The organism is Chachezhania antarctica, from assembly GCF_003646465.1.
In the GTDB taxonomy this organism is placed as follows: domain Bacteria; phylum Pseudomonadota; class Alphaproteobacteria; order Rhodobacterales; family Rhodobacteraceae; genus Chachezhania; species Chachezhania antarctica.
Genome location: NZ_QZEX01000009.1, coordinates 139,910 through 165,247, shown reverse-complemented (window position 1 = coordinate 165,247; position 25,338 = coordinate 139,910). Strand labels below are relative to the sequence as shown.

Annotated in this window: 24 protein-coding genes and 1 pseudogene; 9 read left to right on the top strand and 16 right to left on the bottom strand. The window is 63.8% G+C overall.

What is annotated here, in order from left to right; translation table 11 throughout:
• Positions 1-29: 29 nt before the first annotated feature.
• The 4 genes from D4754_RS17655 to D4754_RS17640 form a co-directional block, all read right to left on the bottom strand.
• Positions 30-980, bottom strand: coding sequence for a FecCD family ABC transporter permease (locus D4754_RS17655; protein ID WP_121066352.1), 951 nt, complete (start codon positions 978-980; stop codon positions 30-32).
• A gap of 80 nt (positions 981-1,060) precedes the next feature.
• Positions 1,061-2,044 (bottom strand): FecCD family ABC transporter permease, encoded by a 984-nt coding sequence (locus D4754_RS17650; protein WP_205589662.1) that lies wholly within the window; start codon positions 2,042-2,044, stop codon positions 1,061-1,063.
• A 32-nt stretch (positions 2,045-2,076) separates the two neighbouring features.
• The gene (fepB, locus tag D4754_RS17645) at positions 2,077-2,994 is read right to left on the bottom strand and encodes a Fe2+-enterobactin ABC transporter substrate-binding protein (RefSeq protein ID WP_240453931.1); all 918 of its coding nucleotides are present in this window, start codon (positions 2,992-2,994) and stop codon (positions 2,077-2,079) included.
• Positions 2,995-3,019: 25 nt separating this feature from the next.
• Positions 3,020-3,886 carry a siderophore-interacting protein gene (locus D4754_RS17640; RefSeq protein WP_205589661.1) on the bottom strand — a complete coding sequence of 289 codons (867 nt, stop codon included), beginning with the start codon at positions 3,884-3,886 and terminating at the stop codon, positions 3,020-3,022.
• Positions 3,887-4,039: 153 nt separating this feature from the next.
• Between D4754_RS17640 and D4754_RS17635 the strand changes: the two genes are divergently transcribed.
• Positions 4,040-4,822 (top strand): ABC transporter ATP-binding protein, encoded by a 783-nt coding sequence (locus tag D4754_RS17635; RefSeq protein ID WP_121066431.1) that lies wholly within the window; start codon positions 4,040-4,042, stop codon positions 4,820-4,822.
• On the opposite strand, the gene D4754_RS17630 is transcribed toward D4754_RS17635, so the two are convergent.
• The gene (locus tag D4754_RS17630; RefSeq protein ID WP_121066343.1) at positions 4,819-5,616 is read right to left on the bottom strand and encodes an IclR family transcriptional regulator; all 798 of its coding nucleotides are present in this window, start codon (positions 5,614-5,616) and stop codon (positions 4,819-4,821) included. The two genes, D4754_RS17635 and D4754_RS17630, sit on opposite strands and share 4 nt — an antisense overlap.
• Positions 5,617-5,801: 185 nt before the next feature.
• Between D4754_RS17630 and D4754_RS17625 the strand changes: the two genes are divergently transcribed.
• Positions 5,802-7,892: a TonB-dependent receptor gene (locus tag D4754_RS17625; RefSeq protein ID WP_121066340.1), complete on the top strand. Its 2,091-nt coding sequence runs from the start codon at positions 5,802-5,804 to the stop codon at positions 7,890-7,892.
• A gap of 62 nt (positions 7,893-7,954) precedes the next feature.
• Positions 7,955-9,244 carry an NtaA/DmoA family FMN-dependent monooxygenase gene (locus D4754_RS17620; protein ID WP_121066337.1) on the top strand — a complete coding sequence of 430 codons (1,290 nt, stop codon included), beginning with the start codon at positions 7,955-7,957 and terminating at the stop codon, positions 9,242-9,244.
• Positions 9,245-9,773: 529 nt separating this feature from the next.
• On the opposite strand, the gene D4754_RS17615 is transcribed toward D4754_RS17620, so the two are convergent.
• The 7 genes from D4754_RS17615 to D4754_RS17585 all read right to left on the bottom strand — a co-directional run bounded on the left by D4754_RS17615 (position 9,774) and on the right by D4754_RS17585 (position 16,339).
• Complete coding sequence (locus D4754_RS17615; protein ID WP_121066334.1) at positions 9,774-10,595, bottom strand: ATP-binding cassette domain-containing protein; 822 nt, start codon at positions 10,593-10,595, stop codon at positions 9,774-9,776.
• The gene (locus D4754_RS17610; RefSeq protein ID WP_121066331.1) at positions 10,592-11,569 is read right to left on the bottom strand and encodes an ABC transporter ATP-binding protein; all 978 of its coding nucleotides are present in this window, start codon (positions 11,567-11,569) and stop codon (positions 10,592-10,594) included. The genes D4754_RS17615 and D4754_RS17610 overlap by 4 nt, the downstream gene beginning before the upstream one ends.
• Before the next feature lie 98 nt (positions 11,570-11,667).
• Positions 11,668-12,486 carry an ABC transporter permease gene (locus tag D4754_RS17605; protein ID WP_121066328.1) on the bottom strand — a complete coding sequence of 273 codons (819 nt, stop codon included), beginning with the start codon at positions 12,484-12,486 and terminating at the stop codon, positions 11,668-11,670.
• Entirely contained in the window at positions 12,483-13,430 is a 948-nt protein-coding gene (locus tag D4754_RS17600) for an ABC transporter permease (protein WP_121066325.1), read from the bottom strand. Before D4754_RS17600 ends, D4754_RS17605 begins: the two co-directional genes overlap by 4 nt.
• A gap of 69 nt (positions 13,431-13,499) precedes the next feature.
• The gene (locus tag D4754_RS17595) at positions 13,500-14,993 is read right to left on the bottom strand and encodes an ABC transporter substrate-binding protein (RefSeq protein ID WP_121066322.1); all 1,494 of its coding nucleotides are present in this window, start codon (positions 14,991-14,993) and stop codon (positions 13,500-13,502) included.
• 81 nt (positions 14,994-15,074) lie between these two features.
• The gene (locus tag D4754_RS17590) at positions 15,075-15,332 is read right to left on the bottom strand and encodes a hypothetical protein (RefSeq protein ID WP_163025961.1); all 258 of its coding nucleotides are present in this window, start codon (positions 15,330-15,332) and stop codon (positions 15,075-15,077) included.
• A 56-nt stretch (positions 15,333-15,388) separates the two neighbouring features.
• Positions 15,389-16,339 carry a LysR family transcriptional regulator gene (locus tag D4754_RS17585; RefSeq protein ID WP_121066316.1) on the bottom strand — a complete coding sequence of 317 codons (951 nt, stop codon included), beginning with the start codon at positions 16,337-16,339 and terminating at the stop codon, positions 15,389-15,391.
• A gap of 158 nt (positions 16,340-16,497) precedes the next feature.
• Between D4754_RS17585 and D4754_RS17580 the strand changes: the two genes are divergently transcribed.
• From D4754_RS17580 to D4754_RS17565, 4 genes are read left to right on the top strand one after another with little or no spacing between them, the layout of a single operon-like run.
• Positions 16,498-16,935, top strand: coding sequence for a tripartite tricarboxylate transporter TctB family protein (locus D4754_RS17580; protein WP_121066313.1), 438 nt, complete (start codon positions 16,498-16,500; stop codon positions 16,933-16,935).
• Positions 16,932-18,485: a tripartite tricarboxylate transporter permease gene (locus D4754_RS17575; protein WP_121066310.1), complete on the top strand. Its 1,554-nt coding sequence runs from the start codon at positions 16,932-16,934 to the stop codon at positions 18,483-18,485. The genes D4754_RS17580 and D4754_RS17575 overlap by 4 nt, the downstream gene beginning before the upstream one ends.
• Complete coding sequence (locus D4754_RS17570; protein ID WP_121066307.1) at positions 18,482-19,450, top strand: Bug family tripartite tricarboxylate transporter substrate binding protein; 969 nt, start codon at positions 18,482-18,484, stop codon at positions 19,448-19,450. Before D4754_RS17575 ends, D4754_RS17570 begins: the two co-directional genes overlap by 4 nt.
• 56 nt (positions 19,451-19,506) lie before the next feature.
• Complete coding sequence (locus tag D4754_RS17565; protein WP_205589660.1) at positions 19,507-20,721, top strand: CaiB/BaiF CoA transferase family protein; 1,215 nt, start codon at positions 19,507-19,509, stop codon at positions 20,719-20,721.
• A gap of 172 nt (positions 20,722-20,893) precedes the next feature.
• Here D4754_RS17565 and D4754_RS17560 read toward each other — a convergent pair whose 3' ends face one another.
• The 3 genes and pseudogenes from D4754_RS17560 to D4754_RS24665 all read right to left on the bottom strand — a co-directional run bounded on the left by D4754_RS17560 (position 20,894) and on the right by D4754_RS24665 (position 22,641).
• A complete protein-coding gene (locus D4754_RS17560; RefSeq protein WP_121066304.1) occupies positions 20,894-21,457 on the bottom strand; it encodes a type 1 glutamine amidotransferase domain-containing protein in 564 nt (187 codons plus the stop codon).
• Positions 21,458-21,845: 388 nt separating this feature from the next.
• A pseudogene (locus tag D4754_RS24430) lies at positions 21,846-22,237 on the bottom strand (transposase family protein); the annotation flags it as partial.
• Between the two features lie 134 nt (positions 22,238-22,371).
• Positions 22,372-22,641, bottom strand: a complete 270-nt coding sequence (locus D4754_RS24665) for a helix-turn-helix domain-containing protein (RefSeq protein WP_420837221.1) — start codon at positions 22,639-22,641, stop codon at positions 22,372-22,374.
• A gap of 134 nt (positions 22,642-22,775) precedes the next feature.
• Between D4754_RS24665 and D4754_RS24715 the strand changes: the two genes are divergently transcribed.
• Positions 22,776-23,138, top strand: a complete 363-nt coding sequence (locus D4754_RS24715; protein ID WP_240453930.1) for a hypothetical protein — start codon at positions 22,776-22,778, stop codon at positions 23,136-23,138.
• Between the two features lie 121 nt (positions 23,139-23,259).
• On the opposite strand, the gene D4754_RS17540 is transcribed toward D4754_RS24715, so the two are convergent.
• Positions 23,260-24,126 carry a MurR/RpiR family transcriptional regulator gene (locus tag D4754_RS17540; protein WP_121066295.1) on the bottom strand — a complete coding sequence of 289 codons (867 nt, stop codon included), beginning with the start codon at positions 24,124-24,126 and terminating at the stop codon, positions 23,260-23,262.
• Between the two features lie 114 nt (positions 24,127-24,240).
• On the opposite strand from D4754_RS17540, the gene D4754_RS17535 reads away from it, so the two are divergent.
• Positions 24,241-25,278, top strand: a complete 1,038-nt coding sequence (locus D4754_RS17535) for an ABC transporter substrate-binding protein (RefSeq protein WP_121066292.1) — start codon at positions 24,241-24,243, stop codon at positions 25,276-25,278.
• Positions 25,279-25,338: the final 60 nt, after the last annotated feature.

Genomic DNA, 25,338 nt, shown 5'->3' with positions numbered 1-25,338 from the left:
CCGGCACGGGTGCGTTGTGCGAGGGTGGGTCAGCGGTCGCGGCGAAGCAGCACTGCGAGCAGGTAGAGCCCGCCAAGGAATCCTGTCGACAAGCCGATGGGCAGGGACAGGCGCAGGGGCGTTATCTGGCTGAGCAGGTCGGCGGCCAGAAGCAGGACGGCGCCCATAATCGCCCCTGATCCTATGGGCACGTCCGGGGAGCGGGTCAGACGGCGGGCGATCTGGGGGCCGGCCAGCGCGACGAATGCGATAGGCCCGGTGCTGGCCGTTGCGACCGAGGTCAGCCCGACCGCCGCCAGGACCACCAGCAGGCGGGTGCGCCCCACCCGGATGCCAAGCTGAAGCGCCATGTCGGCGCCCATCTCCATCAGGGCGAGCCGCCTTGCATTCAGGATGAGGACCGGAAGGAACAGCGCCAGCCCGGCGACAGCCGGCAGAACGTGGGACCAACTGCGCCCGTTCAGTGATCCGGCCAGCCAGATCTGCGCCTGCATGGCCTGATCCAGACCGCCCTTGACCATCAGCATCGTGTTGATCCCGGTCAGGACCGATCCCGTGCCGATACCCACAAGGATCAGCCGGTAGCCGCCGCCCGCGCGGCCGTGCCGGGCGAGCGCCAGCACAACGAAGGCCGTCACCAACCCCGAGCCCACCGCCGCAAGTGCGATCTGGCTGGGGCTCGACTGGAACAGGATGATCGCCGCGATGGCTCCGGTGGCAGCACCGGTGGTGAAGCCGATCACGTCGGGCGATCCCAGCGGATTACGGGACAGTGACTGGAACACGGCGCCCGCCGCACCAAGGGCTCCGCCGACGCACAAAGCCGTCAGCACGCGGGGCAGGCGCAGGCGCTGGATGATGCGGGTGGCCATGGGCTCGTTTGCGTCGCCCGTCAGGCCTGCCACGATCTGGGCGGGAGAAAACGAGATCGTTCCGATGCCCAGAAGCACCAGTCCCGCCCCAACCGCCGTGATCGCCATCAGAAGGCAGACTAGCGCCGCACGCGGCCGCCACAACAAGCTGAATCGACCCAGCCGAAGCGCGCGTTGGCCCGCCGGTATCACAGGTGCACCAGGCGGAAGCGGCGGACGAGGTGGATGAAGAACGGCCCGCCAAGGATCGTTGCCACGATCCCCGCGGCGAGTTCGTCGGGGGCCACGACCACGCGTCCGACGATATCGGCGCCCAGCAATAGGGCCGCGGCGAAGATCGCCGACAGGGGCAGCAGGGTCCGGTTGTCAGGCCCGGCCACGGCCCGCGCGATATGGGGCGCAGCAAGGCCCACGAAGGCGATGGGGCCGGCCGCGGCGGTGGCGGCCCCCGAAAGGATCATCACCGAAAGGCAGGCCAGCGCCCAGATCCTCGGCGGATCGAGCCCCAGTGCGCGCCCCATGCTTTCCCCCATCGCCAGCGCATTCAGCGCCGGGCCTAGGGCCAGCGCCAGAGCTCCACCAACAATCAGGGCCACGGTCATCGTCCATGTCACCGCCATGCCCCGGCCTTCCAGCGCGCCCGAGGCCCAGGTGCGGAAGATGTCGAGCACATCGAGTACCGCGTTCAGGACCACTAGGCTGACGGCCGCGCCCAGCACGATGGACAGGCCCGCCCCCGCAAGAAGCAGGCGCACGGGATCGGCGCCGCTTTGATGGCCGCGCCCCAGAAAGAAGACGGCGGCACCAGAAAGCCCCGCGCCCAGAATCCCGAACCAGACATAGTGCGAGATGGCCGTCAGCCCGAAAGCCGATGTGCCTAGCACGACGGCCATTGCAGCCCCGGCATTCACGCCCAGAAGCCCGGGTTCCGCCAACGGGTTGCGGGTGACGGCCTGCATAACCGTTCCCGCCATGCCCAAGGCCGCGCCCGCTGTGATTGCGAGCAAGCCACGGGGCACGCGCAGTTCACGGACGATCAGGTGCATGTCGCTGCGTGCGTCATAGGCCGTGAACGCGCCGAACACATCGGTCAGCGGAATGGGACGCGAGCCGATGGCAAGGCTCAAAAGGAACAGGGCCAGCAGCAGGCCAAACCCCAGACCGAACGCCATGGGCACACGGTAGGGCAGAGGGCTTGCCGCAATCATTCCGTGAAATAGGGCGCGACCGTGTCGATGATGTCGAGCCCGGAATAGTAATCCACCCGGAACGAGGTCGGCCCCATCGAATAAACACGCCCCGCCTTCACCGCCGGCACATTGGCAAGGACTGGATCGGCCATGAAGGCCTTTACGTCCTCTTGGGTTGCGCGCATCAGGAACACGGTGTCGCCCGTGATCGCGGCGGGCAGGTTTTCGTGTGAAATGAAGTCGATCTCGCGCGAGCGCTGGACGAGGCCGCGCATGTCGTCGGGGATGCCCGCGACGGTGAAGCCCATGTCGCTCAGCACCCGTGCCTGTGCGCTTTCGGGCTTGGCGACGGAATAGGTGCCGACGAAGTTGTAGGATACGACACTCGCTGTGCTCTCGGGGATTGTCATCGCGGCCTTCGCTTCGGCCGTTCGGGCAGCGAAGGTATCGGTGATCCGGTCGACGTCCGCCTCGTGCCCCGTGGCATGGCCCAGCACCTCGGCCAGTTCCAGCCAGTTCTTGTCGCCGTAATCCAGCAGCAGCACGGGAATGCCCATTGCCTGAAGCTCGGCGACGTAGGGTTCGATGCTGTCGCCCCCGGTCGAAGACCCCACAACAAGATCGGGATCGCGCGCCAGCACCGCTTCGAAATCGAAAGTCAGATTGGTGTAGAGCACATCGACACCCCGCGCATGGGCCGGTTCCGCCCATTGCAGAAAGAAGCCCGTGTCGTCCGTCATTCCGCCGATCATTGCGGTCGCCGTCGCCTCCAGCGGCACGTCGAGGGCCAGAAGCGTCCCCGTCAGGCTGGGCGAGGTCGAGATCACCGTTTCGGGCTTCTCGGAAAGGGTGAGCGTACCAGCCTCGTGGTCTATGGTGCGGGGCCAGCCGTCTTCGGCCATGGCTGCGGCTGCGGGTAATGCAAGGGCCATGCAAAGAGCTACAATGCGGGCACGGTCAGATCGGCAGGTCGGCATCGTCCAGCGTCTCCAATGTCTGTTCGCGGTCGCGGATGGCCGCGTATTTCTTCAGGCGCATCCGATCGAGTTCCGAGCTGCTGATGCCATGCCGCCAGTAGCCCAGCACCTGAATGTCATCGCGGGCGAAGCCCAGCGTGAAGAAATGGGATCGCAGATCCCGCATTTCCTGTCGTTCGCCTGCAGCCCAGAGCTTCCAGCCCCGGGGATCGGTCACGGCTTGGGTTGCGGCCGAGATCAGCAGCCGTCCGGTGCCGGGGGGCGTATCCGGCGCGCGCAGCAGCAGGTGGTATGTCACGCCGGGCACAACGGGCAGTTCGTCGAAGGCGGCGCGATTAGCGGTTTCGATCCAGACGGTCGCCGCGGCCCCTTGGGACCAGGCGTTCAGGATCGCATAGACGGCGGGGATCGCCGTGTCGTCGGCCAGGATGGCCACGCGTTTGCCGGGCACAGGATCGGGCACGAAATGATCGCGCGGTCCGATCAGGCCGACCGTTTCGCCCGGTCCCGTGCCGTTAAGCCAGCGCATCGCGGGGCTGTCATCATCGTGCAGGACGAAATCGATCTCGATCAGGCAGCGTTCGGGATCAAAGCTGCGGACAGTATAGATGCGCGTGATCGGGCGGCCGTCCTCCGGCTCTTCGACATTGATGCGGATTGCCACATTGGGCCGCGCCCACGCTTCGGGGCGGACAGGGTCGAAGCGGGCGGTCACGCGGGTCACGCCCGGAAACGGTTCGTGGAGTGAGACCACCTCCATCTCCAGACGCTCCATCGCGCGCATGTGGTCGTCTTCGTCGAGCCTGCCTTTCGGGTCTTCGACACGATCGTGATCGGATGAGCTCATGACAGCCTTTCCCCTGCAATGGTCTGGCAGGGCCGGTGGACGGGGCTGGCTTTCGCGAAAGGAAGTTCTCGCTATGGCTGGGTTCATATTGCAGAGCGTGTTCCGCAATGCAATACGACGCCGGGATGACGCGTCACGATGGGAACATGCGGCATGACTGATCGTCTGCGGGCCGATGCGGTGACGCTGCGCTATAGGGGGCAGGCAATTTCGCGCGATCTGTCGCTGTCGATCCCGGATGGGGTCTTCACCGCCATTGTTGGCCCGAATGCCTGCGGCAAGTCCACGCTTCTGCGCGCGCTGGCCCGCCTTTTGCCGCCCGAAAGCGGTCGGATCGTGCTGGACGGCAAGGCGATTTCCGAACTGCCCTCGCGCGAGGTTGCACGGCGGTTGGGGTTGCTCCCGCAATCGAACGCCGCGCCCGACGGGATCACGGCGGCCGATCTGGTCGCGCGCGGGCGCTACCCGCATCAGGGGTTCCTGCAGCAATGGTCCGAAGCCGATGCCGCGGCCGTCGAAACGGCGATGGCGGCGACGGGCGTGGCCGATCTGGCCGCGCGGATGGTCTCGGACCTGTCGGGCGGGCAGCGCCAGCGGGTCTGGATCGCGATGGTACTGGCGCAGGAAACCCCGATCCTGCTTCTGGACGAACCGACGACCTATCTGGACATCGTGCACCAGGTCGATCTGCTGGAGCTGCTTGGCCAGCTCAACGCCGGGGGGCGGACTGTCGTGGCCGTGCTACATGAATTGAATCTGGCGTTCCGCTTCGCCTCGCACATCATCGCGATGCGCGACGGGGCCGTCGTGGCGGAAGGCGCGCCCGAGGACATCGTGTCGGAAGACCTGATGCGCAGGGTTTTCGACCTGTCGGCGCTGGTGATCCCGGACCCATTGACGGGCAGCCCCATGGTCATCCCGCGCGGCAAGACCTAGTCGAAATAGCTCAGGCCTCCGGTGGCACGGTTGATGACGCGCGCGACCTCTTGAAGGGCATGTCGATCGTCGGGCGACCGGAGCCTGCCCAGATCCGTCACGGTGGTCACCACGCAGGACAGTTCGCCCTGCGCATCGAGGATCGGCGCGGCCTGACCGGTCACGTTCGACAGCAGGTGGCTGGTCAGTTCCGCCCAACGTTCGGTGCGAATCCTGTCGACCAATGTCTTGTCAGGCGGCGTGCCGCGGAAATGGTCGGGCTGAACCCGGCGCGCGGCCTCGATCCGGGCGCGGGGCAGGAAGGCCTGAAAGACCAGCCCGACAGCGGTATTGTCGATGGGCAGGGTGTCCCCCAGCTGCAGGGGCGCGATCGCGAAATGTGCGCTGCGATACCAGCGCACCAGCGTCGGGCCGCGGTCGTTCCAGATGGTGACGCCGCAGCTCAGCGCGCTGGAATGAGCGAGCTGCTTCATCTGCACGCCCGCCATCTCGACCGCGTCCACCCGGCGCAGGGCGGCGATGCCCATGGTCAGGGCGGCCGGGCCCAGATCGTACTGGCTGCTGGCGGGATCCTGCACCGCCATGCCTTCCTTCACCAGGCTTTGCATGTAGCGATGTGCGGTCGACCGTCCGACCCGCGCCTGTTTTGCCAGGTCGCCCAGCGGCAGCGGGCCATCGGTTGCCGCCAGGAGACTCAGGAACCGCATCGCCACCGAGATCGACTGAATCGTCGCTGTCCGCTTCTTTCCCGGCGCGTCCTGTTCTTCGTCCGGGTACAACTCGAATTCATTCATGACCTGGGTCTCCCTACCTGGATTCATCCTAGCCGGGTGCTCCCCCGGATAATAGACAAGCCTTTTTGTCGGAAATAAGGTGGTCGTGATTGACATGCGAAACGTGTCATGCAATCCGGAATAAACACAGGCCAGCCACTTTCCCCGAAACCAGCCCGCTGTATTCGATCAACTTGGGGGACGACATGCTCAGATCCAGACGGGCAAGACTGGCGCAGGGTTGCAGCCTGCTGACCATCGCAGCCGCCATCGCGGCACAACCGGCAAGTGCTCAGGAGGTGATCACAGGCGAAGGTCAGTTTCTTGGAACGATCTACGTCACCGGCGAAAATATCGTGCGCGAACTTGCGGATACCAGCAGTTCGGTCGCCGTGATCGGTGCTGACGAGATCGCGGACGAAAGGGCTGGCAAGGACGATGTTCAGGGCGTCGTCGAAGGCACGCCGAATGTCCTGTACAACGGTAGCGTCAGCACGCCGGTGTTCCGCGGCGTCAATGCCGAGGGGCCGCAGACCGGCGCCTATGCCTTCTTCGGCGGCACCGTTCCGCGCGCCACCATCAACGTCGACGGCCACTACCAGAACTACAACGAACTGTATTTCGGTGCGACGTCGGTCTGGGATGTGGACACGATCGAGGTCTTTCGCGGCCCGCAGACCACCGTGCAGGGTGCCAACGCTATTGCCGGTGCGATCATCGTGAACACGAAGGATCCGGCTTTCTACCGCGAAGGTGCCTACAGGCTGGAATACGGCAACTACAACCAGCGCCGTGCGTCGTTCATGTACAACGCGCCGATCAGCGAACAGGTCGCCGCGCGGATCGCGCTGGATTACACCGCACGCGACACGTTCATCGATTACACCAGCCCGACCTTTCTTCAGAACGAATTCGGCCAGAACTTCAAGAATTTCAATGGACGGGCCAAGCTTCTGTGGGCCCCGGCCGATATCATGGGCCTTGAAGTGATGCTGACCTACAGCCGGACCAAATCGAACCGGCCCAGCATCGAAGGCGCCGGACCGCCCTACGAGGATCTGGAATCGCCCACGGGTCAGATGCCCAGCTGGGAGCAGACGACCGACACCGCGATACTGGACGTGGAGTACGAATTCGATAACGGCTGGCTGCTGACCAACCAGTCGCAATATTCCCAGTCCGATGTCGACCGGCGGGTCGGGATGCCGTCACGCGGTGATGCCGACGTTCTGGAAGACAGCTATACCAACGAAACGCTGCTTTCCTTCGGTCAGCCCGGCGATCAGGTCAGCGGCGTCATGGGCCTCTGGACTGCATACACCACTGCGGACGAAACGTTGGACCAGGGCGGGATTTCGACGTTCAAGGACCAAAAGCACAACCTGGGGCTTTTCGGCGAATTGGCATGGCGGATGACCGACCGCTGGACCGTCACCGGCGGCCTGCGATACGAGCGGGACAAGATTCAGCGGACGGGGGACGTGTCCCCGGTCTTTGCCAACAGCGATCTGGACTACAATCAGACGTTCAACGAGGTCCTGCCCAAGCTGTCGGTGGCTTACGATTTCAGCGACGACCTGACCGTCGGTGCCCTGGTCAAGAAGGGCTACAACCCCGGCGGCGTATCGCTCGACTTTGTCTCGACCAAGACATGGCAATCGTTCGAGCCGGAAACCGTCTGGGATTACGAACTGTTCACCCGGGCCAGCTTTCTGGGCGACAGGCTGTTCGTGAACGGCAACCTGTTCTTCATGGACTACACCAATGCCCAGCAGAACATCACTCAGCAGATAGACGGCCTGACCTACATCCATACGATCAACGCGGAATCGGCCCAGTCCTACGGTCTTGAGCTTTCGGTCGATTACCAACCGTTCGACACGCTGACATTGCGGTCGGGCCTTGGCCTGCTGAATACCGAGTTTACGGATTTCCCGCAATCGCCCGCACTGGAAGGTAATGCCTTCGCCAGCGCACCGGGGGCGATGTTCTCGCTCGGAGCGAGCTGGAACCTCACCGAACGCTTCAGCATCGGTGGCGATCTGCGCTATGTCGATGGCTATTATTCCGACGTCGACAACACTCCGACGTACGAGGTCGAGGGCTATACGCTGGTCGATCTTCAGGCCAGCTACTCCGTGAACGACGCGGTGGAGTTCTATGGCTATGTCAACAACCTGTTCGATGAACGCACCCCGGTCCTGTTGCAACCCGCGCGCGGGGCGGCCTCGGCCTTCACGCAGGCCAGCCTGACCACCCCGCGCATGTTGGGCATCGGCATCCGCGGCACATTCTAAACAGAGGGGGGCCGGCCCTTCGCAGGGGCCGGCCGCACCGACAGTAAGACAGGCAGGGCAGGATGCTCCGACCCAAGTTATGTATCGGCATGTCGCTGGCGCCGACATGGCTTAGCGGCGAAGGCTGGCGAGCGGCGGACAGCGGGATCGACGGGCTCTTCACCGCCGAACTGGGGCTGGACATTGCCCGGCGGTCGGAAGCGGCACATCTGGATTTCGTGTTCCGCCCCGACACCAGTTTCCTGATGGTCGAACCGCTGGAGCAAAGTTTCGGCTTCGCCTCGCTCGACCCGACGTTGCAGATGGCGGCACTGGTACACGAGACGTCGAAGATCGGGCTTGTCACCACTGTTTCGACGACTTTCAGCCATCCCTATACCATCGCCCGGCAGATCATGTCGCTGCACTGGATGAGCCGCGGGCGCGCGGGCTGGAACATGGTGACAGCACTGCAGGGCAACCGTAACTTCGGCCTGACCCAGATGCCGTCGTCGGAAGATCGCTATGTCCGGGCGTGGGAATTTACCGAAGTGGTGGAAAAGCTGTGGCGCAGCTTCCCGGCCGAAGCGCTGCTGGCGGACCGCGACACCGGGCGCTATGCCGATACCGATCTGGTCCTGCCGATCGATCATCAAGGCCCGGCGTTCGAGGTCGAGGGCCCGCTGAACATCCCCGAGTTTCCCGGCGCGCGGATCCCGTCGATGCAGGCGGGCGGCTCGGCAGTCGGGATCGACTACGCCGCCCGTAGCGCCGACATGGTCTTTGGCTTGACGCCCGACATGGAAAGCGCGCTGTCGATGCGTGCGCAGTTGTCCGAACGCGCCCGCGCCCACGGTCGTGCGCCCCGCGATGTCCGTTTCCTGCCCGGGTTGAACCTGTACCTGGGCGACACGCGGGCGCAGGCATATGACGTGTTCATGGCCACCCACGCGCGGGTGGACCGTGCCCAGCGGATCGAACGGCTGCAAAGGGCAACCGGGCTGGATCTAGCGAACTGGCCCGGCGACGGGCGGATCACGGGCGCGGATCTGGCGGTGGCGGGCCGTGGCGGTCAGTATGCGAAGCTGCTCCAGCTGATCGAAACGGAAGGCCCGACGCTGAATGATCTTCTGACCCGACCCGAACTTCTGGCCGCGATCCACTGGCAGGTGATCGGCACACCGGACGATGCACTGCACGAGATCACCCGGTGGTTCGAATCCGGCGCCATCGACGGATTCGTGGCCGTTCCGGGGGGCTCGGCACGATCGATGCACCTGACACTGGAAGAACTGGTGCCGCGGCTGGCCCGGGCCGGTCTTTATCGCAAGGCATACTTGGGCAGCACGTTGGCCGCACATCTGGACGACTGACCGATCGCGGGCCGGGACGATCTGAACCGCCCGAGGGAAAGGGGTTGCCTGCTGGTCGGGGCGGTCACATCATGTGTGGATAGCCACGGTTTCGCGGGCTGAATCCACAACTGAAATCATACGATCGAATGCGTCCATGTGTCTGGTCTTTTCGTGCGGTGTTCGGCCCCCTGCCGGTATGGGATCCGCAGGTCAGGCTCAAAACATCAGAACGGGTTCGAAGCTCTCCATTTGACACTGTTTTTCCCGGGCCCGATTTGTCCGTTCTGGTCCGAAATCCCGCGACCACCTCTCAGGAAGGGGCAACTTGGCGACGAACGTCCGTTTGCCACCTTTTGCAAGCCTCGCCTGCAAAGCTGTGCTTTAGGCGCGCATGATCTTGGCTGGGCGACAACCTTGCGCCAGAACCGCCGATTTCGCCTATCAGGCGGATCACGCGGCGAAGCGTCGCCAGAGTGTCAGTGCCCAGCGTCTGGTCTTTCACGTCGATGGGACAGGTGGATATCTGTCAGGGGCAGGAAACGCATGTTCATGCCGGAACCTTTCTGTTCGAAGCAGGGGACGAGCCGGTCGCGGGCGCGACCTGCGCCGCGGTCAGCAGGCTGCGTGTGTAGGCATGGGCGGGGCTGGCGAAGACATCCGCCGTCGCACCGGTTTCGACGACCTCGCCCTGTTTCATGACCAGAAGACGGTCGCTGATCGCCGCCACAACGGCCAGGTCGTGGCTGATGAAGAGCATCGCAAGGCCCAGGTCCTCCTGCAAATCCATCAGGAGGTTCAGGATCTGCGCCTGGACCGAGACATCGAGCGCCGAGACAGCTTCGTCTGCCACGATCAGCGCCGGACGCAGGGCGATGGCACGCGCAATAGCGATCCGCTGCCGCTGCCCGCCCGAGAATTCGTGGGGGAACCTGGCGGCGTCGCCATGGTTGAGGCCGACCTGTTCCAGCGCCTCGGCCACTCGGGCAGGGCGATTGTCGATCCTCGCGGCGCGTAGCGGCTCGGCGATGGACCAGCCCACCGAGTGCCGCGGGTCGAGCGAGCCGTACGGGTCCTGGAACACCATCTGGAACTTTGTGCGAAGGCGCTGCAGCTCTCTGGCCGGGACGGCATTCAGGTCTGTTCCGTCGAAGAGGATCTGCCCCGCCTCCGGCCGTTCGAACCCCATGACCATTCGCGCCAGCGTCGACTTGCCAGATCCGCTTTCGCCGACGATGCCCAGCGTTTCTCCCCGCTCCAGCGCAAGACTGACGCCGGAAACCGCGACCAGCGGTTCGGGTCTTTGGAACAGTGTCGTCCGGGGCCGTGGGTAGGTGCGGCGCAGGTTACGGGCCTGAAGCAGGACGGTCATGACTTGCTCCGTTCGGCCGGGTTCAGTAGATGGCAGGCAGCAAGGCCGGTGCCGGTTCTGAATTCCGTCGACCGTGTGGTCCGGCAGCGGGACAGTTCGGCCGGACAGCGGCCCGAGAACCGGCAGCCTGCGGGCAGATCCACCAGTGCCGGGATATGCCCCGGGATCGTGGGCAGGCGCGGCCGCTTCGTTCCGGGTACGGGCCTGGCAAGCTGTGGCCTCGGTCGCGCGGCAAGGAGGCCGCGGGTGTAGGGGTGGAAAGGGGCGGACAGGATCTTCCGCGTCTCGCCCCGTTCGACGATGTCGCCGCCATACATCACGAGCAGCTGCCGCGTGGCGCGGGCGACGACCTGCAGGTCGTGGCTGATGATCATCAATGCCATGGCACGGTCACGCGACAGTCGCACCAGCAGGTCGGTGATCCGCTGCGCCACCTCCGCATCCAGCGCCGTCGTGGGCTCGTCCGCGATCAGCAGCTTCGGGTCGCAGGCCAGCGCCAGCGCGATCAGGACTCGCTGCCGCTGGCCTCCCGACAGCTCGTGCGGATAGGCGGCTAGGCGTTGTTCCGGGTCGGGCAGCCCGACCTCCTCGAACAGGTCAAGAGTGCGGGCGCGCGCCTGCGTGCGGCTTAGCCCGAGGTGGGTACGCAGGGGTTCCATGACGGTGGTTCCCACCCGGCGCAGCGGGTTCAGCGCAGCCAGTGGCTCCTGGAAGATCATCGCGACCCGCCTGGCGCGGAGCGCGCGCCATTGCGCTTCGGTCGCGCGGGTCATTTCGGTTCCGTCGATCTTCAATATGCCCGACATGCTGGCGCTTTCGGGCACCATGCCCATCAGCGCCTGTGCCAGCATCGACTTGCCCGACCCGCTTTCGCCCACCACGCCTATCCGGTCGCCCGGGTGGACGGTCAGCGACGCATCCCGCAATGCGTAGGCATCGCCGAACCGGACGGAAAGGTTGCTGACGTCAAGCATGCTGGGCGCCCTCTTCCAAAGGTTTCCGCAAGCTGCCCCGCCCGAAAACCTGCCGTAGGGTGCGTGGTTTCCACGCACCATAACCAGCTCGTGCCATCCTACCGCTCCCGTCTCAGCCGCGGATCGGACAGGTCCCGGATGCTGTCGCCCAGCAGCCCGAACCCCAGAACCGAGATCACGATGCAAAGCCCCGGATAGATCGCCAGTTGCGGCGCGAGGTACAGGAGCGTCTGTGCGTCCGACAGCATGCGCCCCCAGCTCGGCGCCGGGGGCTGCGCGCCAAGGCCCAGATAGGACAGCGCCGCCTCGGCCAGAAGCGCCACGGCGAACTCGATGGTCGCCTGCACGATGATGGCGGCGGCGATGTTGGGCATCACGTGATCGAAGGTCAGCGTCATCCGGCCCATGCCCGCGGCCTGTCCCGCCAGCATGAACTCCCGCGTCCAGACCTGGTTCGCCGCCCCGCGCGAGATGCGGGCGAAGATGGGGATGTTGATGAAGGCAATCGCGATCACGGTGTTCTGCAAGGACGGCCCGAAGACCGCCGCCAGCATGATCGCGAACAGCAGTGCCGGGAAGGCCAGCGACAGGTCCGACACGCGCATAATCAGGTTCTCGACCCAGCCGCCCCGCGCACTGGCATAGACGCCAAGGACGATCCCGATGCCGCCACCCAGAACGACCGACACGAAGGCCACGATCATCGAGTTCCGGGCAGCCACCATCAGTTGCGAGACGACATCGCGACCCAGCTGGTCCGTCCCCAGCCAATGCGCGAAACTGGGGCTTGCGAACTTGTTCGTCACGGCGATGGCGGCGTGGTCGTACGGTGTCCATATGAAGGAAAGCAGCGCGACAAGCGTCACCGACCCCGCCAGCGCGGCGCCGAGGACAAGGTTCACCGGAAACCGTCTCATGCCAGGCGCGCCTTCAGGCGGGGGTCGATCAGGGCATAGGCCACGTCGACCGCGAAATTGGCCAGCACCACCACGGCGGCCACCATCAGAACCAGTGCCTGCACGGTGATGATGTCGCGATTGGCGATGGATTGAAAGATCAGCCGCCCGAGGCCGGGGAGGTAGAAGACGTTCTCGATCACGATGGTCCCCGTCACGACGCCCGCGAACTGCATGCCCACGATGGTGATGACCGGCACAAGCGCATTTGGCAGCACGTGCCGCCACAGTACGCGGGCGGGGGACAGTCCCGTCGCCCGGGCCGTCCGCACGAAATCGAGCCGCATCACCTCGAGCGCTGAAGATCGCGTGACCCGCGCCAGCACCGCGCCCTGCACGGCGGCAAGCGCAATGGTCGGCAGGACCAGCGACCGAAGGCTACCCAGCGGATCGGACCAGCCGGGGAAGCCTCCGGGTGGAAACCAGCGTAAGTTAACTGCAAACAGAAGAACCAGCAGGATCGCCAGCCAGAAAGCTGGAATGGCGATGCCCAGCTGGCTGAGGATCATCACCGCCCAATCCCCCGTCCGACCATGGCGCGATGCCGAATAAAGCCCTGCGGCAAGGGCGATCACCAGCGTCAGCAGGGTGCCCGACAGGGCCAGGGACAGGGTCAGCGGCAGACGTTCGGCGATCAGCCCTGCGACAGGCACGCCGAAGGAATACGACGTGCCGAAATCGCCTCGCGCGATCCCCGCGATCCACTGGACATAGCGGACTGGCGCCGGGTCATCGAGACCCAGTTGCACGCGGAGCGCGGCGCGGGCGTCATCGGTCGCGTCGATGCCAAGGATCGTCAGCGCCGGATCGCCGGGCAGCACGTTCATCACCGCGAAGACGACGATGGAAATCGCAAGAAGCGTCAGGACCAGACCGCCGGTGCGGCGCAGCAGGAAAAACGACATGTGGGACTTTCAAAAAGTGCGGGACGGCGACGCGCGCCATCCCGCCCGATATCTCTGGCTTGGGTCGGATCACATGTCGCTGCCGATACGCACGCCGGACAGCGGCTGGAACGTCACGGGCGAACTGCCCCAGAGGCCGGTCACGTCGGCGCGGACAATCGACAGTTTCGGCAGCTGGAACAGGAAGCCCATAACGGCGCTGTCGGCCAGGAAGTGCTGCGCCTCGCGTTCAAGCGCGTTCCGCTTCGCCTCGTCGCTTTCCACGGTGATGGCGTTCCACAGCGTGTCGTAATCAGCGTTGTCGTAACCGTAGAAGTACTCCGGGCCTTTCGCGAAATTGCCCAGATCGTTGGGCGAGGTGTGCGCGATGATGGTCATGTCGTAGTTCTGCTTCTTGTAGACCTCGTCCAGCCAGAAACCCCATTCGACGGCTTCCACCTTGGCGTCGATCCCGGCATCGGCCAGTTCGGTCTGGATGATCTCGGCCGAGCGGGTGGCATAGGCGAAGGGTGGCACGCGGATCGTCAGCGTGTCGCCGGCAATGCCCGCCTCCTCGAACAGGGCCTTCGCCTTCGCCGTGTCATGCGGCCAGCGATCCGTCAGGTCGACGTAACCTGCACCGTGCGGCGGGTAGAAGCTGCCGATCGGCACGGCGCGTCCGTACATGGCGCCCTCGATGATCTCGTCGCGGTCCAGCGCGTGGTTCACCGCCTCGCGCACGCGCTGGTCGGTGAAGGGCGCCTTGGAATTGTTCATGGCAAGGATAACCTCGCCCTCGGTCGAACCGACCGACACCTTGAAGCGCGGATCGGCTTCGAACTGGGGCAGCATTTCCGGCGCACCGAAGCCCGGGTAGGCGTCGATCTCTCCCGCCATCAGTGCGGCGGCGGCCGACGCCGGATCGGCGACAAAGCGGAACTCGACCCGGTCGAGCGCGACTTCGCCTGCATCGCGGTGATCGTCGTTCTTCGCCAGCTTCAGCCGGTCGCCGCGGGTCCAGCCTTCGAAGCGGAACGGGCCGGTGCCCACGGGCGCTGTCTTGGCGTCCTCGGCGCTTTCCGGCGCGAGGATCGAGGCGGAGCCCTGCGCGACGTTGAACAGGAAGAAGGCGTCGGGCTGCTTCAGGACCATCTTCACGGTCTGCGGATCCACGACTTCGACCTTTTCGATCACGTTGAAGTAGCGCTTGGCCGGGTTCACGCTGTCTTCGCCCATGGCACGGTCGAAGGTGAACTTCACGTCCTGGGCATCGAACGCGGTGCCATCGTGAAAGGTCACGCCTTCGGCCAGATGGAAGGTGTAGGTCAGACCGTCTTCCGACACGTCCCAGCTTTCCGCCAGCTGCGGCAGCACGGCGCCGCTTTCGTCGACGGTGGTCAGGCTTTCATAGACGTTCTGGCCCAGCATCCCGGCGATGGACGCGGTCGCGTCCGATGTCGGGTCGAGCGTCGTGGGCTCCTGCTGAAGACCGATGCGCAGCAGGGCATCGGCAGCGACAGGCTGGACAAGGCCAAGACCGAGAGCGGCGGCAAGCGCTAGGGTGGAAAGTTGTTTCTGGAACATGAGGACTCCGTTTCTCCCGCCGCGGCCACGAATGGATCGGAATGCGATCCCGGGGCGGACCGGGTGACTGGAGCCCTTGTCCTATCCGGTTCCAACGGTTTCACGAATGTCAGACGACAGTTCCGTGAAGAATTGGCGTGGCTCGGCCGCGGCTGGCGGCAGATCCCGCTGAGTGTAGCGGGAAAGCGCGGATCTGGCGAAATGCGGGTTCGCGGACAGGTAGCAATCCACATCCGCGTCCAGTTTGTTGAAATCGGACCGACCGCCGTCCTGCCCGGCGGTGGCCGCTGCCATTAGGCCCGCGCCCCCGGTACCCAGAACATTCGTATCGTGTCTCATGTCGGCCTTCCAAGGCACTGTGCCTGCAGCGCAAAGATCTCGTTCAAGCTGAAGGTTCAAGCGATCCGGGTGAAACCGCTCTCGCCATTGTCCTGTTCGGCACGCAGCGCTTCCAGCAGGCGATGCATCGGCGTCAGGCGTTCGGGCGGCAGCAGCGACACGAATTCGGTCTGGGCAGGTTGCAGTTCGAACCCCGGAACATGAAGCGCCGTCAGCGTCTTGGCCGACATCGGGTGGCGGATGGCAGAGATCGGGGCACAGGTCAGAAAGTCCGTCGCCGCGGCGATCCCCAGAAGGCCCAGAAGATCGGATTCGATCTCGGCTGCCGGGGGTTTCAGGCCCAGTTCGCGAAACCTCAGCTGGACCTCGGCCCAGTTCGACGACCCGCCCGCCGCCGAGGCCCAGGGATAAGTAAGGAGGTCCTGCGGCGTGACACGGTCCTTTCGGGTCAGCGGATGATCCGCGGCGCAGGCGACGCTCAGCTCGGCTACGCTCAGCCTGCTGCAGACCAGCATCCCCGCCGCCTCGCGCGAGATCCGGCTCCAGTCCACCCGGCCGACGTAACAGTCTATGTCGCCTGCGACGAGCGCTTCGACCATCTCGGCCACCAGCCCTGCGCGAAAGCGGAACCGCATGCGGGGACCGGTCTCGAACATACGGCGGATGGCCTGCGGTATCACATGCAGCATCACCGCGGGATTGGCGCCCACGCGCAGGACGGGCTGTTCAGGCGATTCCAGTTCCTCGCCCAGTTGCCGGACGAAGGACAGGCAGGGGCGCGAGCGCAAAAGCGCCGTGCGGCCCGCGGCGTTCAGTTCGACCCCGCGGACCGACCTTTCGACCAATTGGGTGCCGAACGCGAGCTCAAGGTCCTTCAGCATCTGCGAAATCGCGGGCTGGCTGAGGTTCAGCACATCGGCCACGGACCGGAGCGAGCCATGCTGCTCGATCAGCTCCAAGAGCCGCAGGTGACGAAGGCGCAGGCGGTCCTGGTGCGAGATAGACATAAGTAATTCCGATCACATGAAACATTTTTCCGACTTTTTTTATCATAGGCTGCCCGAGTATGGTCAGGCAAATCCCGCGCCCGGAACAGGGGGCCGGATAGGGAGGAAGAGCGGCCTGTCAGCATCTGGGGAGGCGGGGCCGCGTCTGGGAGGAAACCATGCGACGTGCAAACGTGCTTTCCGGCGCGGCCTTGGCCGTGTTCGGGCTGCTCATGCTCATTTTCGTCATTCCGGCACAGATCGACCAAGGCCCGCCCGGCATGATGTCGCCGCGGCTGGTGCCGAGCCTGATGATGGGGCTGACCACCGTGCTGGCCGTGCTGCTTTGCGCGACCAACCTGCGCAGCGTCGAGGACGACGACGGGCCGATCTCGCGCGCCGAGCTTCTGGCGCTTGGCAAGTTTGGTGTGCTCTTTGCCGTAGCCTATGCCGGTTACGCGCTGATCGGGCCGCTGGCGGCGGGCGTGGTGATCCTGTTGGGCGGGCTCCTGATGCTGGGAGAGCGGCGGCCGCTATACCTCGTGCTGCTTCCCGTCGTCGTTCTGGGCGGAACTTACCTCCTGTTCTACCGGCTTCTGGGGACCCCCATCCTATGACCCAGCTGATCGGAGGATTCCTCGACGTCCTGAACCTGTCGACCCTGGTCTGGATTGCGGTCGGCGTGACCGTGGGCTACGTACTGGGCGTTCTGCCCGGGCTGGGCAAGGCCACGGGCGTGGCCGTGTCGATCCCGCTGACCTTCTATCTTGGCCCCGTCGCCGCCATCGCGATGCTGATCGGTATCGCCAAGGGATCGACCGCCGGCAGCGCGGTTTCGGCAATCCTGCTGAACACACCGGGCGAGCCTTCGTCGGCGCCCACGGCGCTGGATGGCTACCCGCTGGCGCGGCAGGGCAAGGCGCAGAAGGCGCTGAAGATGGGGCTCTTCGCCTCGGTCATCGGGGATTTCCTGTCGACGCTGATCCTGATCTGCCTGGCCGCCCCCCTGGCGCAATACGCGTTGCTGATCGGGCCGGTGGAGTTGTGTGCGATCCTCGTCTTCTCGCTGACTTTCATCGGCGGGCTGTCGGGAAAGTCGCTGACCAAGGGGCTGATCGCGGGGGCGCTGGGGATCTTCTTCGCGACGGTCGGGCTGGAGACCGAAACCTTCATCCCGCGGATGACCTTCGATCTGCTGGAGCTCGACGATGGGATCCCGCTGGTGCCGATGGCCATCGGTATGCTCGCGGTGGCCGAAATGGCGATCCAGGCCGGGAACATGCGGGCGCTGGACATGGAAATGGCGCAGATCGCCGACAGCGGCAATCCCGACGACCGCCGGGTCACGCGCGACGAATGGCGGCGCTGCGCCGTGCCGATCCTGCGCGGCACGCTGATCGGATCGGTCATCGGCATCCTGCCGGGGCTGGGGGCCAGCGTCGCCTCGTTCCTGTCCTACGGCGCAACGCGGAAGGCGTCGGACGATCCCGACAGTTTCGGCACCGGCCGGATCGAGGGCGTGGCCGCCGCCGAAAGCGCCGACAACGCGGTGGTGCCGTCCAGCCTCGTGCCGCTCTTCGCGCTTGGCATCCCGGGCAGCGTCATCGCGGCGATCCTGATCGCGGCCTTCGTGCTGCACGGCCTGACCCCCGGCCCGCTGATGTTCGAACAGAACCCGCGGATGGTGGCGGCTGTCTACGCCGCGATGCTGTGCGCAAGCCTTCTGATGCTGGTGATCGGCTATTTCGGGCAGAGCCTGTTTGCCCAGGTGATCAAGGTGCCGATGCGGCTGATCATTCCGCCCGTGCTCTTCCTGTGCTGCATCGGCGCCTACATGGAAAGCGGCAGCGTCTTCGCGATCTGGATCATGCTCTTCTTCACGGTCTTCGGCTTCTTCGCCAAGAAGCTCGACTTCTCGTTCGTGACCTTCCTGATCGGCTATGTGATCGGCCCCAGTATCGAGCTGACCTTCCGTCAGTCGCTTCAGATCCTGGACCACAAGTGGACCAACCTCTTGGTCCATCCGATCGCGCTTGTCTTCATCGTGCTGACGGCAGTCACGCTTGTGCTGCTGGCCCGCGCACAGACGACGGGCAAGAACGCCCGCACCAAGCCGCGTCCCACGGGCGCGGAACCGCAACCGAGCACTCAGGGGAGGAACCGATGAGTATTCTGAAACGGCGCCACGTGCTGGCGCGACTGGCATCCTTTGCCATGGCGGGAAGCCTGATGGCCACTCCGGCACTGGCCGACGATCATTATCCCGACCGGCCGATCACGATGCTGGTGGGCTACAACGCCGGCGGGCAGACCGATCTTGTGGGCCGGGCGGCGGCCAAGGTCATGTCCGAAGAGCTGGGCCAGCCGATCAACGTCGTCAACCGCCCGGGCGCCGGCGGCGCCGTGGCGGCGCGGGAACTGCAGCAGGCCAAGCCCGACGGCTACACCATCATGTTCCACGCCAACACGGTGGTGAACACCGCGCCCTTCCTGATGAAGCGGGTCCAGTTCACGCCCGACGATTTCGAATGGGCCGGTTTCATCACCGCCTACCAGGCGGGGCTGGTCACGCAGAAGGAGTCACCCTTCGACGATCTCGACGGTTTCGTCGCCTGGGCCAAGGAAAACCCGGGTTTCAGCTACGGCTCGCTTAGCCCTGCCGCGCGGATGACGATGAACGAGATCGCCAAGAAGGAAGGGCTCGACGTCAACATCGTGCCGCTGAACGGCGGGGGCGAGATGATCAATGCCGTCCTGGGCAATCAGGTGGTGCTGGCGCTTTCGGGCGGGATCCATTCCAAGTATCCCGACCAGATGAAGATGGTGGCGGCGCTGACGACCTTCCGCCATCCGTCGGATCCGGACGTGAAGACCATCGACGAGTTCGGCTATGAACTGGCGATGGATACGCGTGCCGGGCTCTACCTGCCCAAGGGCACACCCGAGGACATCGTGCAGACGCTGTCGGATGCGCTGGCCAAGGCCCAGACCGACCCGACATTCAAGCAGGTGACCGGGTCGGCCAGCATCCCGATCATGTATCTCGACGCGGATAAGGCAAAGCAGGAAATGGTTTCGACCTTCGGAAAGCACGGTCAGATCTTCCGCAATGCAGGCGTCGAGCCTCAGTAAGGCAGGCCGGGCGGGGCCCTGTGCTCCGCCCCCCATACAGGCAGGAAAACCATTCGATGGAGAAACCGATGTTCCAACCGCTGCAGGGCCTGAGGGTCGTCGACTTGAGCCAGGTTCTGGCCGGGCCTTACGCCACCTACCTGATGGCGCTGATGGGGGCCGAGGTGCTGAAGATCGAAAAGCCCGGCGAAGGCGACTGGACGCGCATCGGCGCTTCGGTGCCGGAACTGGCCGAGCGTAAGATGGGGCTTTCCTACCTGACGCAGAATTCGAACAAGAAGTCGGTGACGCTGGACCTGAAATCCGAAGCGGGGTTGAAGATTGCCAGGGAACTGGTCGCCACCGCCGATGTCTTTGTCGAGAACTTCAAGCCCGGTGTCGCCGAACGGCTGGGGCTGGGGTTCGAGGCGGTAAAGGAACTGAAGCCGGATATCGTCTATTGCTCGATCTCGGCCTTCGGGCAGGACGGGCCGATGCGCGGGCGCCCTGCCTATGATCACGTGATCCAGGGCATGTGCGGCATCATGATGACCACCGGCGCGCCCGGTGCGGGGCCGACGAAAGTGGGTTCGCCCTATATCGACTATGCCACCGGCATGAACGCGGCGATGGCCGTGATGGCGGGAGTGCTGGAAATGCGCCGCACGGGCGAGGCCGTGCAGGTCGATGTCGCCATGCTGGATACTGCACTGATGCTGATGGCATCCCTGATGACAACGCACCTGACCACCGGCTGGATCCCCGAGCAGTCCGGAAACGAGGCCTGGAGCGCCAGCCCGTCCTCCGGCGCTTTCGACACGTTGGAGGGTGTGCTGATGCTGGCCGCCAACAACCTGCCGCAGTTCCGCCGCATGGCCGAGGCGATGGGCCGGACCGATCTGCTAGAAGATCCCCGCTGGTCGACGCCCGACGCGCTGAAGGCCAATTCCGGCGCCCTCCGGGACGAGCTTATTGCGATCTTCAAAACCCGCCCGGCTGCCGAATGGGAGGAAATGCTGAACGCTGTCGCCGTGCCCGCGGGCCGGGTGCGGGGGCTGGACGAGATCCTCGGCGAAGACCAGATCACCAGCCGCGCTCTGACGAGCGAGATCCACGTCGAAGGTCACGATGGGCCGGTCTACGTCCCGGCGCTCAGTTTCAAGGGCAACGGCACCACCAGCCCGGCAACGACGGCACCGGCCGAGCTGGGGGCCGACACCGATGCGGTGCTGAGCGCGCTGGGATACGCGCCGGACCAGCTGACCGGCCTGCGCGCGGATGGCGTGATCTAGGACACTTTTCCGGCTTGCCGCGGAGATCCCTTCACCGCGGCAAGTCCGGTCGCCACCGGCATGTTGCGCCGCGCCGTGATTGAACCGGCGGCGACAGCGATCCTTGCGGAACTACTCCCGCCGCAAGAGTTCTGTTCTCCGCTCCAATCCTCGAACGGTTGGCGACCACGGATCAGGCAACGACGTCGCGCTGGTGTTCGCCTTCCTTGATCTCTTCCTTGATCTTGGCCACGAACGCATCGAGGTCGTCCGGGCTGCGCGAGGTGATGATGCCATTGGATATCGCAACCTCCTGATCCACAACATTGGCACCGGCGTTCTTAAGATCGGTGCGGATCGAGTGGTAGGACGTCATCTCGCGGCCTTCGACAACACCGGCTTCGATCAGAAGCCAGGGCGCGTGGCAGATCGCAGCGACGATCTTGTCGTTGGCGACGAAGTCGCGCACCAGCTGAACGGCGGCCTTGTCGGTCCGCAGGATGTCAGGGTTGATCTGGCCACCGGGCAGTACCAGGCAGATATAGTCGTCGACATTCACGTCGGAAATCTTGAGGTCGGCGTCGACTGTATCGCCCCAGTCCTTGCCCTTCCAACCCTTGATGGCCCCGCCGTCGAGTGTCGCGACATGGACCGTCGCGCCCGCTTCGGACAGTTGCTTCTTGGGCTCCATCAGTTCGGATTGTTCAAACCCGTTCGTGGCGATGATCAGGACCTTTGCGTTTTCGAGTGCAGGCATGATGTCGTTCCTTCTTCAATTGGCCCACCGCTAAAAACGTCCGTTATCAAGGACGCGCGGTGGCGTTGGCAGGACAACCCGCGGCGCGCAGATGGGTTCCTTGCTTTGCTTCAGAAACGCTCGATTCCGCCGATCATTTTCTGACAGGCCGGGCAGGCGCCATGCGTGCCGCGCATGGCCCCCCGGATGGGGCCGAAGCTTCGAAACGACAGGGGCAGAGTTCAGCTTGCGCCCGGCTTCAGACGGGCGGCAGGGGTTTGCCCCGCGCCGTCATAGGCCTTCGGTACGATACTGTAGAACACTTTGACGGCCCAGAAGATGGTGAACCCAACTAGGCCGACGCATAGAACAGCCCCCAGCATACGGCCATGGGCTTGGGCGCGCAGTGGATCGGGTAGCTTTTGAGCTTCGACCGTTTTGGCTTGTCACCCTCGACATCAGGCAAGCGCTGCGTGCCGCTGCAAGAGCCGATCCAGCGCCGAGCGTGTCAGATGCGGGATTGATGGTTGCAGAGTGTAAAGACAACCGTCCAGTGGAAGCAGCGTTCGCCGTCTGAACGCGATGATCGCCGCCTCCTCAGCCTCAGAATAAATCGTCGAACGTGGGTCCCTCGGGGCTTCTTTTCAGATCCTCGACCGTCTGCCGTTTGCGCCATTTCTCTACTGTCTTTGGATAGTTGTCCAGTTCCCGGCTCAGCGTCGCGCGCGAAGTTCGCGATCGTTGTATTGCAGCTCTGACGGCATGCGTTGTGGTAACGCTCCCGTGACGAACCTGACCCATAATGCTTCCTTCCTTTCCTGAGAAAGGATCGCACCATCAAACCGTGGGTTAAACGCCTAGCTAAAATTCATAGGCAAACAAGGCGACCACACAGATCGTTCCGTTGAACTTTGCGACAGAACCTCAGGTTTTCATCACACGTTCAATGAAGGAGGCCGCGCGGAAGGCGCCCAGGTCGTCGATACATCCACGCCGAAGAAATCGCAAATGTTCCGCAGGTTTCGATGCGACGGCCGGCTTTGCCCGTTCAGATAGCGGTGGAATTGCTGACGGTTGATCGAGAGTTTCTCGCAGACTTCGGTGATCGAATGCGCGTAGCTGCAGAGCAATCTAAGGTTCTGTGGAAAGCTGTCCTCTGGCAACTCTGGGGCCCTCTGGTACGAACCTCTACAATGATGAACCACACCGGCAATGTCCAATTAGTCCCTGAAAGGGTATCAAGCCCATCGTCAAGGCGCTGCACCGCCGCCAGCACAGCAGCACCTAACGCGAAATCGCGGTCACTGCCCGGCAAATCGTCCAGGACAAGGAGCACCGTATGACCGACAAGATCGAATGGTATCCGGGCCATTGGTTTGTTGACGGCCGAACCGGACGCACACCTTGTCGGCATCCGCGCGTGGGTTGCCTACAGATTTGCCCGCAAGACCACCTATATCCGCCCGATGATGGATTTGGATCTGTCGTACCTCAACACGCCGGCCTATCGCGAAAGTGGCAGCTCCCCCCTTTCGCGTTGGCCGTTGATGAGAGCGACAGGTTGAATGTCGCCTTCGCACCTGCGTGCGAGTTCGGCTTCCACCGCAACATGGCCGATTGCCCTCCGGCCAGATGGAAGGTCGATGATTGGGACACCCCTTCTCAGTCCATCGAGCCGATGGCCCTTGCCCTCGCGGCCTGAACGGGGCCAATTTCACATGCTGGGAGCCCGCATCGACGGAGTTTCCTCTGGATTCGGCACTAGACCGTTTGGCCAGTCCCACAAATGCCAACACCGCCGGACAACATCTGTGTCGTTCTCTTCAAAACAGTTGAAGCCGGTTGGCCAGTCGCTTCCAGTCACGCATGCGCTCTTCGATGTTACTACCGGGGGTCGCGGCGGCTGAGTGGACCAGCAGACTGGTCGCCGCGTTCAGCCCGAGGATAGATTCGAGAAAAAGACCGGTCTTTGAAGGCGAATTGATCACGGCGTCCGTGACATCGTGCGCCCAGTGACAGTATTCGTCGGTCACGACGATGACGGATCGCCCCTGTTCGCGCGCCAGACGCGCCAGCGTTTCGCATTCCGAAGCATAGGGAATGACATCGATGATCAGAAGGCAGCTTTGCCCCGCTGTGGGCGGGTCAAGCCATTCCGACAACATGCTGTCATGGCCCGAAAGGAACCGCACCCGCGGTCGAGCCAGCGCCAGCCGCCGGGCCGTATCCTCTGCCAGCCCACGGACGGTCTGAAAGCCGGTGACATAGATCTCGTGCGCCTGGCGCAGGTAGTGTTCGGCGGCCTGGAAAGCCGGGGTGTCGATCTTTGCATAGACAGTTCGGACGGCGCGCAGTTCGGCATTCATCTGGTCTTGCCAGTCCGCGGGCGGTTCGGCGCTTTCTTCGGCCAGGGCATGGCCGCTGACCGAATAGCGCTGGCGCAGCATCGCCTTGAACTCCTTCATGCCTGCACAGCCGAACCTCCGCAGCATTCGCCCGACGGTAATTTCGGCGACTCCGGCTTTCTGGGCGATGGATTTCCCTGTCTCGAACGAGATCGAGTTCAGATTCAGCAGGAAATACTGTGCAACTTTCGCCTCCTGCTTGGGCAATTTCGGCAGTCCAGCCTTCATTTTACCCACCAGGTCGTCAATCGGCGCCTCGGCAAAGGATGCAAAACCGTTGGACACAGTGAATCTCCAAAATGACAGAAAAATACCATTTGACGAAAAAGATATTACTCAACCATCCTCCGTCCTCAAGGAAAAACCTCAGTCAAGACCTTTACCGGGAGACATGAACGCATGAAGAAGACCGCTCTTCGGGCCAGCCTGGCTCTGATCGCGCCCCTCGCCCTGACACCGCTGGCCGCGACGGCCGAGGGCACGCTGTCGCTCTATAACTGGGGTGACTACATCAACCCCGCCGTGCTGAACAAATTCACCGAGGAAACCGGGATCGAGGTCACGCTCGACACCTACGGTTCGAACGAAGAGATGCTGGCCAAGATCCAGGCCGGCGCCACAGGGTACGACATTGTCTTCCCGTCCGTCCACATGCACGACATCATGTATCAGCTTGGGCTGCTGGCGAAGACTGATATCGGCAGCGCGGCGGGCTTTGAAAACATCGACCCGCAATTCGTCCGTGCCAAGACCGACCCCGACGCCGAATACTGCCTGCCCTACGCCTGGGGCAACGTGGGGATCGTCTACAACAAGGAACTCGCCGGCGGCATCACCGGGTGGGAGGACTTCTTCGCGCTCGGCAAGGAGGGCAAGAAGATCACCCTTCTGGATGACCTTCGCGAAACAATCGGCGTCGGTCTGATCATGGGCGGGAATTCGGTGAATTCCACCGACCCGGCCGAGGTTGAAGCCGCTGCCGATTACATCGTCTCGAACCTCGATGGCGTGACGGCCTTCACCTACGATTCCGTGCCGCAAGTGATCTCGGGCGATGTGGCCGCCGCGCATTGGTACGTGGGCGCGAACCTCTTCGTGTCGGAAAACCCGGAGACGATCGGCTACATCATCCCCAAGGAAGGGGCCACGATGTACCAGGAGGATATCTGCGTTCTGGAGTCGGCCCCCAACAAGGAGAATGCCATCAAGTTCATGGAGTTCTACCTGCAGCCGGAAATCGCTGCGCTGAACGTCGAACAGCAGATGAACGGCACGCCGAATATCCCCGCGCAGGAGCTGATCCCGGCCGAGATCGTGTCGAACGAAACGATCTACCCGGACCAGGAGACCATGGGCAAGCTCCAGATCTTCGAGGACCTGGGCCGCGACTTGCAACTCTACAATTCCGAATGGACGCGGATCAAAACCGCGCAATGACGTAACCTGCGGGGTTTCAACCCTGCCATGCCCGGGCAGGGGACTGCCCGGGCTCAGGAC

Coding starts and splice junctions, on each gene's coding strand:
- D4754_RS17655 (WP_121066352.1), bottom strand. CDS start 980: ATGGCGATCACGGCGGTTGGGGCGGGACTGGTGCTTCTGGGCATCGGA.
- D4754_RS17650 (WP_205589662.1), bottom strand. CDS start 2,044: ATGGCGTTCGGTCTGGGGTTTGGCCTGCTGCTGGCCCTGTTCCTTTTG.
- fepB (WP_240453931.1), bottom strand. CDS start 2,994: ATGGCCCTTGCATTACCCGCAGCCGCAGCCATGGCCGAAGACGGCTGG.
- D4754_RS17640 (WP_205589661.1), bottom strand. CDS start 3,886: ATGAGCTCATCCGATCACGATCGTGTCGAAGACCCGAAAGGCAGGCTC.
- D4754_RS17635 (WP_121066431.1), top strand. CDS start 4,040: ATGACTGATCGTCTGCGGGCCGATGCGGTGACGCTGCGCTATAGGGGG.
- D4754_RS17630 (WP_121066343.1), bottom strand. CDS start 5,616: ATGAATGAATTCGAGTTGTACCCGGACGAAGAACAGGACGCGCCGGGA.
- D4754_RS17625 (WP_121066340.1), top strand. CDS start 5,802: ATGCTCAGATCCAGACGGGCAAGACTGGCGCAGGGTTGCAGCCTGCTG.
- D4754_RS17620 (WP_121066337.1), top strand. CDS start 7,955: ATGCTCCGACCCAAGTTATGTATCGGCATGTCGCTGGCGCCGACATGG.
- D4754_RS17615 (WP_121066334.1), bottom strand. CDS start 10,595: ATGACCGTCCTGCTTCAGGCCCGTAACCTGCGCCGCACCTACCCACGG.
- D4754_RS17610 (WP_121066331.1), bottom strand. CDS start 11,569: ATGCTTGACGTCAGCAACCTTTCCGTCCGGTTCGGCGATGCCTACGCA.
- D4754_RS17605 (WP_121066328.1), bottom strand. CDS start 12,486: ATGAGACGGTTTCCGGTGAACCTTGTCCTCGGCGCCGCGCTGGCGGGG.
- D4754_RS17600 (WP_121066325.1), bottom strand. CDS start 13,430: ATGTCGTTTTTCCTGCTGCGCCGCACCGGCGGTCTGGTCCTGACGCTT.
- D4754_RS17595 (WP_121066322.1), bottom strand. CDS start 14,993: ATGTTCCAGAAACAACTTTCCACCCTAGCGCTTGCCGCCGCTCTCGGT.
- D4754_RS17590 (WP_163025961.1), bottom strand. CDS start 15,332: ATGAGACACGATACGAATGTTCTGGGTACCGGGGGCGCGGGCCTAATG.
- D4754_RS17585 (WP_121066316.1), bottom strand. CDS start 16,339: ATGTCTATCTCGCACCAGGACCGCCTGCGCCTTCGTCACCTGCGGCTC.
- D4754_RS17580 (WP_121066313.1), top strand. CDS start 16,498: ATGCGACGTGCAAACGTGCTTTCCGGCGCGGCCTTGGCCGTGTTCGGG.
- D4754_RS17575 (WP_121066310.1), top strand. CDS start 16,932: ATGACCCAGCTGATCGGAGGATTCCTCGACGTCCTGAACCTGTCGACC.
- D4754_RS17570 (WP_121066307.1), top strand. CDS start 18,482: ATGAGTATTCTGAAACGGCGCCACGTGCTGGCGCGACTGGCATCCTTT.
- D4754_RS17565 (WP_205589660.1), top strand. CDS start 19,507: ATGGAGAAACCGATGTTCCAACCGCTGCAGGGCCTGAGGGTCGTCGAC.
- D4754_RS17560 (WP_121066304.1), bottom strand. CDS start 21,457: ATGCCTGCACTCGAAAACGCAAAGGTCCTGATCATCGCCACGAACGGG.
- D4754_RS24715 (WP_240453930.1), top strand. CDS start 22,776: ATGACCGACAAGATCGAATGGTATCCGGGCCATTGGTTTGTTGACGGC.
- D4754_RS17535 (WP_121066292.1), top strand. CDS start 24,241: ATGAAGAAGACCGCTCTTCGGGCCAGCCTGGCTCTGATCGCGCCCCTC.